A 12,969-nucleotide genomic window follows, 5' to 3' on the forward strand; every position below is an offset into this window, starting at 1 on the left:
AGATCTCCTTCCCTCAACGGGCGCCCTCGGTCGCGGCATGAGCGACCGGGGGGTGGCGAGCGGTGATGTCGAACAAGGTGTAGGCCAACGTCAGGTGCTTCACCGATGCCGGCAGGTCGCGGTCAACGATGAAGCGCACCGGCATCTCGATACGTTCGCCGGGCTGCAGCACCTGCTGGGTGAAGCAGAAGCACTCGGTCTTGTGGAAATAGGCGGCGGCATCGGCGGGGGTGATGCTGGGGATGGCCTGGGCGCTCATCGGCTTGTTGGTCGGATTGCGGGCGATGAAGATCATCTGGTTGACCGCCCCCGGGTGAACCTCGATCTGGTCGGCGGTGGAGTGGAACTCCCAGCTCATGTCGCCGGCATTGGTCGACATGAACTGCACCCGTACCGAGCGTGACGGATCGCTGACCTGGCTGCCCTCGTACTGCCCGCCGGTCTTGCCATTGATGCCGAAGGCCTTGCACATCACGTCGTAGATCGGCACCAGGGCGAAGCCGAAGGCGAACATCACCACGGTCAGCATCAGCAGGCGGGTGACCAGACGCTTGATCGACACTCCGTCCATGCGCTGTCTCCTACTTCACGTCCGGCGGCGTCTGGAAGGTGTGGTACGGCGCCGGCGAAGGCACCGTCCACTCCAGGCCATCGGCGCCGTCCCACGGCTTGGCCGGCGCCGGCGCACCGCCACGGATGCACTTGATGACGATGAACAGGAAGAACACCTGGGTGGCACCGAAGATGAACGCGCCGATCGACGAGATCATGTTGAAGTCGGCGAACTGCAGGTTGTAGTCGGGAATCCGCCGCGGCATGCCGGCCAGGCCGACGAAGTGCATGGGGAAGAAGGCCATGTTCATGCCGACGAACGACAGCCAGAAGTGCAGCCTGGCCAGGGTCTCGTCGTACATGTGTCCGGTCCACTTCGGCAACCAGTAGTAGGCCGAGGCGAAGATGCCGAAGATCGCCCCGGGCACCAGCACGTAGTGGAAGTGCGCCACCACGAAGTAGGTGTCGTGGTACTGGAAATCGGCCGGGGCAATGGCCAGCATCAGCCCGGAGAAGCCGCCAATGGTGAACAGGATGACGAAGGCGATGGCGAACAGCATCGGCGCCTCGAAGGTCAGCGAGCCCTGCCACATGGTGCTGACCCAGTTGAACACCTTCACCCCGGTGGGCACGGCGATCAACATGGTCGCGTACATGAAGAACAGCTCGCCCACCACCGGGATGCCGACCACGAACATGTGGTGGGCCCAGACGATGAACGACAGGAAGGCGATCGCCCCGGTGGCATAGACCATCGAGGTGTAGCCGAACAGCGGCTTGCGCGAGAACGCCGGGATGATCGAACTGACCGCGCCGAACGCCGGCAGGATCATGATGTACACCTCGGGGTGGCCGAAGAACCAGAACACATGCTGGAACAGCACCGGGTCACCGCCGCCGGCGGCGCTGAAGAAGCTGGTGCCGAAGTGGATGTCCATCAGCATCATGGTCACCACGCCGGCCAGCACCGGCATCACCGCGATCAGCAGGAACGCGGTGATCAGCCAGGTCCAGACGAACAGTGGCATCTTCATCAGGGTCATGCCGGGGGCGCGCAGGTTGAGGATGGTGGCGATCACGTTGATCGCGCCCATGATCGAGCTGATGCCCATCAGGTGGATGGCGAAGATGAAGAAGGTCACGCTGGCCGGGGCGTAGGTGGTCGACAGCGGGGCGTAGAAGGTCCAGCCGAAGTTCGGCCCGCCGCCAGGGCTGAACAGGGTCGAGACCAGCAGCAGGAAGGCTGCCGGCAGCAGCCAGAAGCTGAAGTTGTTCATCCGCGGCAAGGCCATGTCCGGCGCGCCGATCATCAGCGGGATCATCCAGTTGGCCAGGCCGACGAACGCCGGCATCACCGCGCCGAACACCATGATCAACCCGTGCATGGTGGTCATCTGGTTGAAGAACGCCGGTTCGACGATCTGCAGGCCCGGCTGGAACAGCTCGGCACGAATCACCATGGCGAACGAGCCGCCAAGCAGGAACATGGTGAAGGCGAACCACAGGTACATCGTGCCGATGTCCTTGTGGTTGGTGGTCAGCACCCAGCGCATCAGGCCCTTGGCCGGGCCATGGGCATGGGCATCGCCGTGGGTGTGGTCGTCGATCACTGCACTCATGTCCTGTCTCCTGCAATCCGCTGGTTGCCACGGCTGACCCGGTTCATTTCGCCTCCGACTGCTTGAGCGCCAGCACGTCCTTCGGCGTGACCATGTCGCCCTTGTTGTTGCCCCAGGCGTTGCGCTCGTAGGTGACCACGGCGGCGATGTCGACTTCCGAAAGCTGCTTGCCGAACGCCGCCATGGCGGTACCCGGACGCCCGTGGAAGACCGTGCTCAGGTGCTCTTCCTTCGGCCCGGTGGCCACCTTCGAGCCCTTGAGCGCCGGGAACATCGGCGGCAGGCCCTGGCCTTCGGCCTGGTGACAGGCCACGCAGGTGGTGTGGTAGACCTTGTCGCCGCGCTCGACCAGCTCTTGCAGGGTCCATTCCTTGCTGGTCAGCTCCTTGAGCTGGGCAGCCTCGGCCTTGCGCTCGCCCAGCCAGGTGTCGTAGTCGGCCTTGGACTTGACCTCGACCACGATGGGCATGAAGCCGTGGTCCTTGCCACACAGCTCGGAACACTGGCCACGGTAGATGCCGGGCTTCTCGACCCGGGTCCAGGCTTCGTTGACGAATCCGGGGATGGCGTCGCGCTTGACCGCGAAGGCCGGCACCCACCAGGAGTGGATCACGTCGGCGGCGGTCACCAGGAAACGCACCTTGGCGCCGACCGGCAGCACCAACGGCTGGTCGACCTCGAGCAGGTAGTGCTCGTCCTTGGGCGCCTGGTTGTGGATCTGCTCGGCGGGGGTTGCGAGGTTGCTGAAGAACTCGACGTCCTGGCCCAGGTACTTGTAGTGCCACTTCCACTGGTAGCCGGTGACCTGGATGTCGATATCCGAGTCGCTGGCATCGTAGATGTTGATCAGGGTCTTGGTGGCCGGGATGGCCATGGCCACCAGGATCAGGAAGGGGACCACTGTCCAGAGGATTTCCACCCAGGTGTGCTCGTGGAAATGCGCAGGCTCCTGCCCGGTGGAACGACGATGGACGACCATCGACCAGAACATCGCGCCGAACACCACGATGCCGATGATCACGCAGATCCAGAAGATGGTCATGTGCAGGTCGAACACGGCATGGGAAACATCCGTCGCGCCGGGCGACATGTTCACCGTCCATGCACCGTGCGCCTGCCCGAACACCGACCACAACAGAAGGCCCATCCAGACCCGTGGATGTCGCATCATTGCGGGTTCCCCTTATCGTTCTTGTAGTCCCGGAGGCGTGGACGACCTGCTACGACAAAGGGGGGAACGGCGGCCAAGACTGCCTGGCTTCGACGACCGAGCCCCCTGCTAAAGGCAGTCGGGCCTCATCTACGAATCACGTTTCACCGGGAGTATAGACACCGACCAACGGCGCGCAACGACACGTTTGCGATGAGTTTCAGCAAACCTGATGTTTGCGCCAAAACCCTTGTGAATACTGGGTCTTGGCACAATGATGGCATATTGATATAGCGAATTTCCTACACGTGTCTCAGCGATATAACAAATGCGTCTTAGTCATTCTCGTAAGCAAGCTAAGTTATTGTCTTCCGTTTGTAACGCCATGCCCCTGGAGTTGTCATGAACATCGCTGCTGTACGCGAGCAGATCGAACACGCCCACCAACACGAAGGCCGCACCGGCCAGCTCAAGGCCCGTCTCGAGCAACAACTGCCGCATCTGCATCCGTCGATCCATCTGCCCAAGCAGGACGCCCAGGGTACCTTGACGCGCTTCGTCAGCGCCTACATCAACGAAGTGCCGGAACTGCTCGAGGCGGCGCACAGCGTGGCCCTCGAAGCCGGCATCGAATCGCAGATCAAACCGGTCCTGAAGATCGCCGAAGCCTACTTCCTGCAACCACCGAGCGTGATGGCCGGGCAGATCGGCCTCGACAGCCTGCTGGACGAGGCCTACCTGGCCCATCGCCTGGTGGAGGAGGTCAACGACCTGTATATCCGCCACTTCCAGCAACCATTGATCCCGGTGGACACCACCGTGGCCAACCTGATCGCCCACCAGCTGATCGGCGAAACCTTCGCCAACCAGCTCGACGAAGTGGTGCACCACTCGGTGGACGAGATGCTCGACGACGAAAGCTTCGCGGTAGAGTCGGTGGAGATCTATCGTGACAAGCTGTCCAGCCCGCAGACCGGCGAGGCGTGGAAACGCTGGCCGTGCCTGTCGCGCCAGCTGGGTGTGGAGCTCGGGCAGTCGGCCTGAGGTTCCTTCGACATCGCTGGGGCTGCAGTGCGGCCCCAGCAATCTGACAAGCTAAGCCCCGATACCCGCCGAGGTGCGTAACCTGCCCTCGACCCGCCGTTTCAGGCGCCGTCGCTCGATCACCAGCCGCGCGCCCTTGGCCGCGCCTGCGCGTCCCCAGTCCTCCAGCAGTTCCAGGCAGGAATGGTCGATATAGCTCAGGTTGCCCAGCGGTACATGCAGCGTGGTCCCCTGCGGCACGCTGTCGAGTACCTGGGCCAGCGCCGGCACCTTGAGAAAGGTCGCCGCGCCACTCAGACGCAGTTCCATGTGCCCCGGCGCCGCCAACGCTACCAGGCCGATCTTCAACCGCGCCGCCTTGAACGCCAGCTTCAGCAGCGTCAGGGCAAAGCCCAGCAGCACGCCTGTCAGCAGGTCGGTGAAGATGATCGCCAGCGCCGTGGCCGCATAGGTGAACATCGGCATCCACCCATAGCGGCGCAAACCTCGGAACGCCTTGAAGTCCACCAGCTTGACGCCGGTATACACCAGCACCCCGGCCAGACTGGCCACCGGGATCTGCTGCAGCACGCTGCTCAACGCCACGACGAACGCCAGCAGCCAGAACCCGTGCAGGATCGCCGAGGCCCGGGTCCGGGCACCGGCCTGGACATTGGCCGAACTGCGCACGATCACGCCGGTCATCGGCAGCGCGCCGAGCACCCCACAGAGCATGTTGCCGATACCCTGCGCCGACAGTTCGCGGTCGAAATTCGAACGCGGACCATTGTGCATGCGATCCACTGCCGCTGCGGACAGCAACGTCTCGGCACTGGCGATGAAGGCCAGGGCGAAGGCAGCCACCAACAGGCCAGGGTCGGCCAGCTTGAGCAGATCGGCCGGACGCAGCCAGTCGACGGCCTGGGAGAGGTCGGCCGGCACCTGCACACGGTCGACCGGCAGCGCCAGCCACAGACTGATGACCGTCATCGCCGCAACGCCGAGCAAAGCCCCCGGCACGAACCGCAGCCGCCGGGGCCGCCAGCGCTCCCAGCCCCACATGATGGCGATGGTGCCCAGGCCCAGGGCACCCGCCTGCCAGCCGTTGCCCTCACGCTCCGACGGCAGCGCCGCTACCAAGGTCGCAGGGAAGCCCAGCAGATTGCCCACGCCCGAAGGCTGCGGCGTCGTATCGAACATCACATGCACCTGGGACAGCACGATCAACACGCCGATACCGGCGAGCATGCCGTACACCACTGCCGGTGCCGTCACCCGGAACCAGCAGCCCAGACGCAGCCGCCCGGCCAGCAGTTGCAACAGGCCGGCCAACAGCAGGAGCGGCCCGAGCATGGCCATTCCATACTGGCGCACCAGCTCGAACACCAGCACCGCCAAGCCCGCCGCCGGGCCGCTGACCTGCAACGGCGAGCCGGCCAGAAAGCCCACCACGATGCCACCGATGATCCCGGTGATCAGCCCTTTGGCCGGCGGCATGCCAGAGGCGATGGCGATACCCATGCACAAGGGCAGGGCTACCAGGAACACCACCACCGAGGCCATTAGTTCACGCGGCAGCGCCGCTTTGATCTGTGTCGTGTTCACCATGAAACTCCTTTCTGAGGTTCGCGGCCATTCCTCTGGCCGCAAGCACGGGGAACCCTGAATCGCGCGCAGGCGCGGGCCGCCAGCGGGTTTGCCGGCAAGACGGTCAGGGCATTTTCAAGGCAGGCGAAGGCCGCGCCGCACCCATCGGGTGCAGCCGGCTATCAAGGTCGGTTCAGCGTGTCCGGGTCGCTTAGTAGCGGCCTCTCGGTGTAGCGGAGGGGATCGAATCGCCGGCGGTCAGCGGCAGGAAACGGTCGCTGGCGGCATCGTAGGCTTCGATCTGGCTGGTTTCGATGTCGTAGATCCAGCCATGGATGTGCAGTTGGCCGGCAGCCAGGCGCGAGGCCACCGACGGGTGGGTGCGCAGGTGATGCAGCTGGGCGATGACGTTTTCCTTGGTCAGCAGTTGCATGCTTTCGTGCTCGCTGCCACAGGAGCAGTTGTCCTCGATCACCGTGCGCGCGACTTCGGCATGACGCAGCCAGGCGGCAACGGTCGGCATCTTGTCCAGCGAGTGCGGGTTGAGCACCGCGCGCATGGCGCCGCAGTCGGAGTGGCCGCAGACGATGATGTGGTGAACGCCAAGGGCCAGCACGGCGTATTCGATGGCGCTGGATACACCGCCGTTCATCTGGCCGTAGGGCGGCACGACGTTACCGACGTTACGGGTGACGAACAGATCGCCCGGCGAGCTCTGGGTGATCAGCTCGGGAACGATGCGCGAGTCGGCGCAAGTGATGAACATGGCGCGGGGCTTTTGCGCGGTGGCCAGCTTCTTGAACAGCTCCTGCTGCTCGGGGAAGACTTCGGTGTGGAACCGCAGGAAGCCGTCGACGATATGCTTCAGGGCAGCATCGGCGCTCTCGGCGGGTGCAGCCGGGACGGCCTTGGAGGGGTCCTTGACGGGCATGGTTCATCCTCTTGACGGTGTGAAGGTAAGTCCATTTTACCGGGGAAAGATTTTGGCTATGCGGGGATTAGATGACGCGCACAGAAAATTGATCACAGTCCCGATGGGGTGATGGCTACGCTAGCGGAGAAAACTTAACTGAAACTTAATTGCGCAGGCTCTAGAACAGGCGTTCCAGATGAAAGGTGGGAGCTCTGGATAATAGCAAAAAAGCATCAGTTGCCAAGCATCATGAGTGAAATGGGGCGATAGGTTTAGTTGGACTGATGCTCTGTGAACAGCTACGCCAGTGAGGCGTGCACAGAACGAGGAGCATGGACATCTTGGGGGCGGTCTTGCCCCGCGATAGAGCCAGCATCGCAATCCCGCGGCAAGGCCCTTCCACGCTCCCTCGCGATACCACTCATGCGGTTCCTGCCCATGCCGCCCTCATGCATGCACTCTCAGAACAACGCCATCTGCGCACCCGGCGGACAGAACGCGCTGCAATCCAGCGCCATCCCCTCCCGCCCTTCAAACCCCAGCTGCCTGGCCGCCTTGCGAAAGCGCTGCGCCAGCAATTCGGCGAACACCCCTTCGCCGCGCATCCGCGCCCCGAACCGGCTGTCATACAGCTCACCACCGCGGCTCTGGCGAATCAGGCTCAACACATGAGCGGCGCGCTGTGGATAGTGGTCCTGCAACCACTGCTCGAACAATGGCGCCACCTCCAGCGGCAAGCGCAGCAGCATGTACGCCGCGCTCTGCGCGCCAGCCTCCCGAGCCGCTTCCAGCAAGCGCTCCAGCTCACTGTCGTTGATCATCGGAATCATCGGCGAACACAGCACGCCCACCGGCACGCCCGCCTCGCGCAATACCCGGATCGCGCGAAGGCGCGCCTTGGGCGCCGCCGCACGCGGCTCCAGCGTGCGCTTGAGCTCATCGTCGAGGGTGGTGAGGCTGATCATCACCCGAGCCAGGCGCTGGCCGGCCAGTTCGCTGATCAGGTCGAGATCGCGCAGTATCAGCGAGCCTTTGGTGACGATGGTCACCGGATGACGGTAGCGCAGCAGCACTTCGAGCAGGCGCCGGGTGAGTTGCTGCTCGCGCTCGATGGGCTGGTACGGATCGGTGTTGGAACCGAGGTTGATCGGCGCGCACACATAGCCAGGCTTGCTCAGTTGCTGCTCGAGCACATCGGCGGCATTGGTCTTGGCAATCAGCTTGGTTTCGAAGTCCAGGCCGGGAGACAGGTCCCAGTAGGCATGGCTGGGGCGGGCGTAGCAATAGATGCAGCCATGCTCGCATCCGCGATAGGGATTGATCGAACGATCGAAGGGCAGGTCGGGCGAGGTGTTGCGGCTGATGATGCTCTTGGCTGTCTCGATCCTGACCTCGGTGCCCTGGGTCAGCGGGGCCTCCTGGTACCAGCCATCATCCTGCACCACCGATTGGCGCGGGGCGAAACGATTGTGTGGATTCTGGGCCGTGCCACGGCCTTTTTGCGGCGCTGGAGTGAACATTACAGGCTCCGAATACTGTCCATGCATACAGTATCCATCCTAGCGCATTCATTCCAGCGCCTTCGATCCACTGGTCAGTTCAGGCCATACCAACGCAGGAATGCCTCCAGCGTCATCGGGCGTCCCAGAAAATCTTCAGTCCCTTCGGACATCGGCTTGCTCGTCGCCCAATCGGCGAATGCAGCCCTGAAGCGCTTGCCCGTTCGATTGTTGAGTACGCCCCATCGCTCGAACAGGGTAAACACATCGATGGCATGCACGCCTCCCCACGTGTAGCTGTAAAAGCCGGCCTCGTAACCCGTCACCAGATAGTCAAAAGCATGCGCCGGCTTTTCGAAGCTCGCCAAAGGCCGGCAACCACAGCGCTCAAGGCACTCCTCCAAGCGCTGCTGCAGGCTTTTACCGTCACTCGGAGACGTGTGCAGTGCCAGGTCGAACATCGCCATGCCCACGCCGCGAGCACAGTCATCGAGATCCTCCTCGCGCAGCTCAGCCAGTACCACCTCGGCTTGTGCCTGGGTTAGCGACTCACCCGTCAGGTAATGCCTGGAAATCCCGGCCAGGTACTCGGCGTTCCATAACCAGCGCTCAAGAAACTTACCGTAGAACTCCTGGTTGTCCGAACCGGATTGACGCGAATCCGACAGCACGTGATTGGTTGCAGGCATCAACAGGATGTGCAAGGCATGGCCGAACTCGTGGAACAGCTTACGCAGCGCCAGATGGTCGAGCAGTGCTGGCTCGCCGTTCTGGCCCGGAGCCCCGTCGCTGACGACCACTACCGAGGCGGGATGGGCACGGCCCTCGGTATCTCTTCGACGATGGCGCAACGCGACGGTGTGAACGTCTGCCGACTTGCCTGGATAGAGAAGGACATCGAGATAAAGCTGCCCCACATGCGTAGTGTCCTGCTCTACGCGAAAGCTTCGTACGCTGGAGTGCCATTTCGAAGTCGAAGGAATGAGCGTGAGATCAAACACCTGCCGGGCCAGGTCGACCAGAGCCTGCACCGCCTGATCCAAAGTGAAGTAACACCGCAGCTCTTCGCTGTTCATGCTGTGCTTGCGCGCGCGCAGGTACTTGATGTCCCAGGGCTGAGCCTCATCTAGGTTATGCTGCTCGGCCAAGCGCTGCAGGCCAGATCTGGCCTCGAGCATGACCGGCTTGAGCTTTTGCGCCAAACGCTGCAGCAGGTCATTTACAGGCTCGACCGCACCGGCGGCTTTGCCTTGCAGCATCAACTTGGCGTAGCTGCCGTTTCCAATCAGTTGTCCCTTCTGTTCGCGTAACAGCGCCAACTGTTGCAAGTGGTGACCGTTGTCTCGCTGCATGTCAGCGTGGGTACCTCTGGAATGGAAGGCCTTGAACACCGCCTGGCGCAGATCCCGATTGTCGGCAAACTCGAGGATGGCGTTGACATGCTGTTCATTGCACAGGATCCGCCAACCTTGCACGCCTGCTTTCCTTGCTTCCTCAGCCATCAGGTCACGCAGTCGTTGCGGCACCCCCTGCAAACGGCTCTCATCATCGACATCGATACCGGACTGCAGAACTGTCTCTTCGAGCGTTCTGTGAAAGCCGCCAACATGTTCGTTGATGTCATCTTCCAGCTGGGTCAGCCTGGTGCTTTGCTGAGCGTCCAGGTGCACACCGGCCAGACGATACTCCAGCAGAATCTTCTGCAGGGTCGCTCGCTCGTACACGTCCAAGCTAGGGTCACTGTTGGCGAGACGTTCATAGAGCGCGTGCAAGGGCCGATTCCTGCGGTTCTCCATGAACAACTGCTGTGCCCGCCCATACCCATCGTTGAACGCCGCCTTCCAATCGTCTCCTTTACTGATCAGAGGCAATGTCCCCAAAACAACCCCCTGCATATCCGCAATCACGGTATCCATTGCCAACACCAGCCCGTACCAGCTGGGTTGTTCTCGTTGCTTGGTCAGGACTTGATCAAGACCGACCTCATAAGCCTTGATCACCGTATCAAGGGCCGACTTCACATGGTTGAGCGTCACCGCGTCATAGTCGACGGGGCCGCGGTTTTCGTTGAGGAGGGGGTTTTGCGCGTGCATCGAAGGCTCCTGCCCGATTGTTGGTCAACTCGAGCATGGAGAGCAGCGCCGTGTGCATGGCGCTGAATATCTACTACATGGGTAAGGAGGGTGCGTCACGCCTCGCCTCGGCATGGGTGACGCAGCGACCTCACTCGGCCGGCTTCTTCAGCTTCGGATTGGGGAAGAACTGCACGGTCTGCACCTTGGCCGGCGCCGCCTTGGGCGCCTGGTGGTTGACCCGGGTACCCAGCTCCTTGGGTACCGACAACCCCTGTTCGTTGAGGGTGTCGGTGAACCCGCAGGCCACGCACTCGCGGTGTGGCACGCCGTCCTCGTTCCACATGGTCAGCTTGTCCATCTCGCTGCACGCCGGGCATACCGCCCCGGCGATGAAGCGTCGCTTGGTCTTGTTCACGGCCACCTCGCTCATGCTGCCGCGTCCTCGGTCAGACCACTATGGCGCAGCAACGCGTCGATGGAAGGCTCGCGGCCACGGAAATCGACGAACAGCACCATCGGTTCGCGGGAGCCGCCACGGGCCAGGATGGCTTCACGGAAGGCGCGGCCGGTCTCGGCGTTGAGCACGCCTTCCTCTTCGAAGCGCGAGAAGGCATCGGCCGACAGCACTTCAGCCCACTTGTAGCTGTAGTAGCCCGCCGCGTAACCGCCGGCGAAGATGTGCGCGAAGCTGTTGGGGAAGCGGTTATAGGCCGGCGGACGCATCACCGAGACCTCGTCGCGAACGCCCTCGAGCACCTGCAGCACGCTGCGACCGTCGCCATGGGTGGCGTGCAGTTCGAAGTCGAACAGCGAGAACTCCAGTTGGCGCACCATCATCATGCCGGACTGGAAGTTCTTCGCCGCCAGCATCTTGTCCAGCAGGTCCTGCGGCAGCGGCTCGCCGGTTTCGAAGTGGCCGGAGATCAGCGCCAGGCCCTCGGGCTCCCAGCACCAGTTCTCCATGAACTGGCTCGGCAGCTCCACCGCGTCCCAGGCCACGCCGTTGATGCCGGACACCCCGGCATGCTCGATGCGGGTCAGCAGGTGGTGCAGGCCGTGGCCGAACTCGTGGAACAGGGTGGTGACTTCGTCGTGGGTCAGCAGCGCCGGCTTGCCGGGCGCGGCCGGGGTGAAGTTGCACACCAGGTTGGCCACCGGGCTCTGCAGTTCGCCGGCGGCGGTGCGACGGCGATCGCGGGCACCGTCCATCCAGGCGCCGCCACGCTTGTTGGCGCGGGCGTAGAGGTCGAAGAAGAAACGGCCGACGTGCTGGCCGTGCTCCTTGATCTCGAACAGGCGCACGTCCGGGTGCCAGCTGTCGAAGCCCTTGAGCTCGGCGATCTCGATGCCGTACAGGCGCTGGACGATGGCGAACAGGCCGGACAGCACCTTGTCGATCGGGAAGTAGGCGCGCAGGGCCTCCTGCGACACGCTGTAGCGCTGCTCGCGCAGCTTTTCGCCGAAGTAGCCGGCGTCCCAGCTGGCCAGCTCAGGAGTGCCTTGCTCGGCGGCATAGGCCTTGAGCTGCTCCAGGTCCTGGGCAGCGAACGGCTTGGAGCGCTTGGCCAGGTCACGCAGGAAGCTCAGCACCTGGTCGCTGGACTCGGCCATCTTGGTGGCCAGGCTCAGCTCGGCGTAGTTCTGGTAGCCCAGCAGCCCGGCCAGTTCCTGGCGCAGGTCGAGGATCTGCTCCATCACCGGACCGTTATCGAACTGGCCGGCGTTCGGGCCCTGGTCGGAGGCGCGGGTACAGTAGGCGGCGTACAGCTCTTCGCGCAAGGCGCGATCGCTGGCATAGGTCATCACCGCGTAGTAGCTGGGGAACTCGAGGGTGATCAGCCAGCCGTCGAGGCCCTTGGCCTGGGCAGCGGCAGCCATCTGCGCCTTGGCCGAGTCGGTCAGGCCGGCCAGCGCGGCTTCGTCGGTGACGTGCTTGGTCCAGGCCTGGGTGGCGTCGAGCAACTGGTTGGAGAACCGGCTGCCCAGCTCGCTGAGCGTGCTCTGCACCTCGGCGTAGCGCTGCTGCTGGTCGGCCGGCAGGTCGATGCCCGACAGGCGGAAGTCGCGCAGGGCATGTTCGAGGATGGTCTTCTGCGCCACGTCGAAGCCTGCGGCCTCGGGGCTGGCCGCCAGGGCCTCGTAGGCTTCGAACAGGGCGCGGTTCTGCCCCAGTTCGGTGGAGTAGGCGCTCAGGGCCGGCAGGCACGCTTCATAGGCCTCGCGCAGCGCCTGGCTGTTGCACACCGCGTTGAGGTGGCTGACCGGGCTCCAGGCGGCGCCCAGGCGGTCGTTCAGTTCGTCCATGGCCAACACCAGGCCGGTCCAGGTCGGGTTCTTGCCCTGCTGTTCGAGGATCTCGGCGATGGCCTTGCGGTTGTCGGCGAGGATCTGCTCGATCGCCGGCAGCACATGCTCAGGACGGATGGCCGAGAACGGCGGCAGATCATGGGACTGCAGCAGCGGGTTGTTCGTACTCACGGTTCGGGTACCTTGGCAGGAGAAACACGGGACCATCTTAATTACAATCGACGCCGACCGCAGCAGGCAGCCC

General features: G+C 63.3%; 10 protein-coding genes. 1 reads left to right on the forward strand and 9 read right to left on the reverse strand.

The features are described 5' to 3' along the window. Positions 1–13: 13 nt before the first annotated feature. Genes F3J43_RS19375 through coxB form a run of 3 tightly spaced genes read right to left on the reverse strand, consistent with a single transcriptional unit; the run spans position 14 to position 3,342 of the window. Complete coding sequence (locus F3J43_RS19375) at positions 14–571, reverse strand: cytochrome c oxidase assembly protein (protein ID WP_166890473.1); 558 nt, start codon at positions 569–571, stop codon at positions 14–16. A 10-nt stretch (positions 572–581) separates the two neighbouring features. After that, the gene (gene ctaD / locus F3J43_RS19380) at positions 582–2,171 is read right to left on the reverse strand and encodes a cytochrome c oxidase subunit I (RefSeq protein WP_166890476.1); all 1,590 of its coding nucleotides are present in this window, start codon (positions 2,169–2,171) and stop codon (positions 582–584) included. A gap of 43 nt (positions 2,172–2,214) precedes the next feature. Then, a complete protein-coding gene (coxB, locus tag F3J43_RS19385; RefSeq protein ID WP_166890479.1) occupies positions 2,215–3,342 on the reverse strand; it encodes a cytochrome c oxidase subunit II in 1,128 nt (375 codons plus the stop codon). 381 nt (positions 3,343–3,723) lie between these two features. Between coxB and F3J43_RS19390 the strand changes: the two genes are divergently transcribed. Continuing rightward, complete coding sequence (locus tag F3J43_RS19390) at positions 3,724–4,365, forward strand: hypothetical protein (RefSeq protein WP_166890483.1); 642 nt, start codon at positions 3,724–3,726, stop codon at positions 4,363–4,365. 51 nt (positions 4,366–4,416) lie between these two features. Here F3J43_RS19390 and F3J43_RS19395 read toward each other — a convergent pair whose 3' ends face one another. From F3J43_RS19395 to prlC, 6 genes are all read right to left on the reverse strand, one after another. Beyond that, a complete protein-coding gene (locus F3J43_RS19395; protein ID WP_166890486.1) occupies positions 4,417–5,949 on the reverse strand; it encodes a SulP family inorganic anion transporter in 1,533 nt (510 codons plus the stop codon). 193 nt (positions 5,950–6,142) lie between these two features. Beyond that, the gene (locus tag F3J43_RS19400) at positions 6,143–6,799 is read right to left on the reverse strand and encodes a carbonic anhydrase (RefSeq protein ID WP_286184843.1); all 657 of its coding nucleotides are present in this window, start codon (positions 6,797–6,799) and stop codon (positions 6,143–6,145) included. A gap of 506 nt (positions 6,800–7,305) precedes the next feature. After that, positions 7,306–8,364, reverse strand: coding sequence for a PA0069 family radical SAM protein (locus F3J43_RS19405; RefSeq protein ID WP_166890492.1), 1,059 nt, complete (start codon positions 8,362–8,364; stop codon positions 7,306–7,308). A gap of 74 nt (positions 8,365–8,438) precedes the next feature. Next, positions 8,439–10,436 carry a M3 family metallopeptidase gene (locus F3J43_RS19410; protein WP_166890495.1) on the reverse strand — a complete coding sequence of 666 codons (1,998 nt, stop codon included), beginning with the start codon at positions 10,434–10,436 and terminating at the stop codon, positions 8,439–8,441. Between the two features lie 130 nt (positions 10,437–10,566). Further along, positions 10,567–10,848 carry a YheV family putative zinc ribbon protein gene (locus F3J43_RS19415; RefSeq protein ID WP_166890498.1) on the reverse strand — a complete coding sequence of 94 codons (282 nt, stop codon included), beginning with the start codon at positions 10,846–10,848 and terminating at the stop codon, positions 10,567–10,569. After that, positions 10,845–12,932 (reverse strand): oligopeptidase A, encoded by a 2,088-nt coding sequence (gene prlC / locus F3J43_RS19420; RefSeq protein WP_166890501.1) that lies wholly within the window; start codon positions 12,930–12,932, stop codon positions 10,845–10,847. The genes F3J43_RS19415 and prlC overlap by 4 nt, the downstream gene beginning before the upstream one ends. Positions 12,933–12,969: the final 37 nt, after the last annotated feature.

Source organism: Pantoea sp. Cy-639 (genome assembly GCF_011752525.1).
Taxonomy (GTDB): Bacteria; Pseudomonadota; Gammaproteobacteria; order Pseudomonadales; family Pseudomonadaceae; genus Aquipseudomonas.

What these genes read in the sequence shown, in the direction of transcription:
- F3J43_RS19405 (WP_166890492.1), bottom strand. Translation starts at nt 8,364, where the DNA reads ATGTTCACTCCAGCGCCGCAAAAAGGCCGTGGCACGGCCCAGAATCCA.
- F3J43_RS19410 (WP_166890495.1), bottom strand. Translation starts at nt 10,436, where the DNA reads ATGCACGCGCAAAACCCCCTCCTCAACGAAAACCGCGGCCCCGTCGAC.
- ctaD (WP_166890476.1), bottom strand. Translation starts at nt 2,171, where the DNA reads ATGAGTGCAGTGATCGACGACCACACCCACGGCGATGCCCATGCCCAT.
- F3J43_RS19375 (WP_166890473.1), bottom strand. Translation starts at nt 571, where the DNA reads ATGGACGGAGTGTCGATCAAGCGTCTGGTCACCCGCCTGCTGATGCTG.
- prlC (WP_166890501.1), bottom strand. Translation starts at nt 12,932, where the DNA reads ATGGTCCCGTGTTTCTCCTGCCAAGGTACCCGAACCGTGAGTACGAAC.
- F3J43_RS19390 (WP_166890483.1), top strand. Translation starts at nt 3,724, where the DNA reads ATGAACATCGCTGCTGTACGCGAGCAGATCGAACACGCCCACCAACAC.
- F3J43_RS19415 (WP_166890498.1), bottom strand. Translation starts at nt 10,848, where the DNA reads ATGAGCGAGGTGGCCGTGAACAAGACCAAGCGACGCTTCATCGCCGGG.
- coxB (WP_166890479.1), bottom strand. Translation starts at nt 3,342, where the DNA reads ATGATGCGACATCCACGGGTCTGGATGGGCCTTCTGTTGTGGTCGGTG.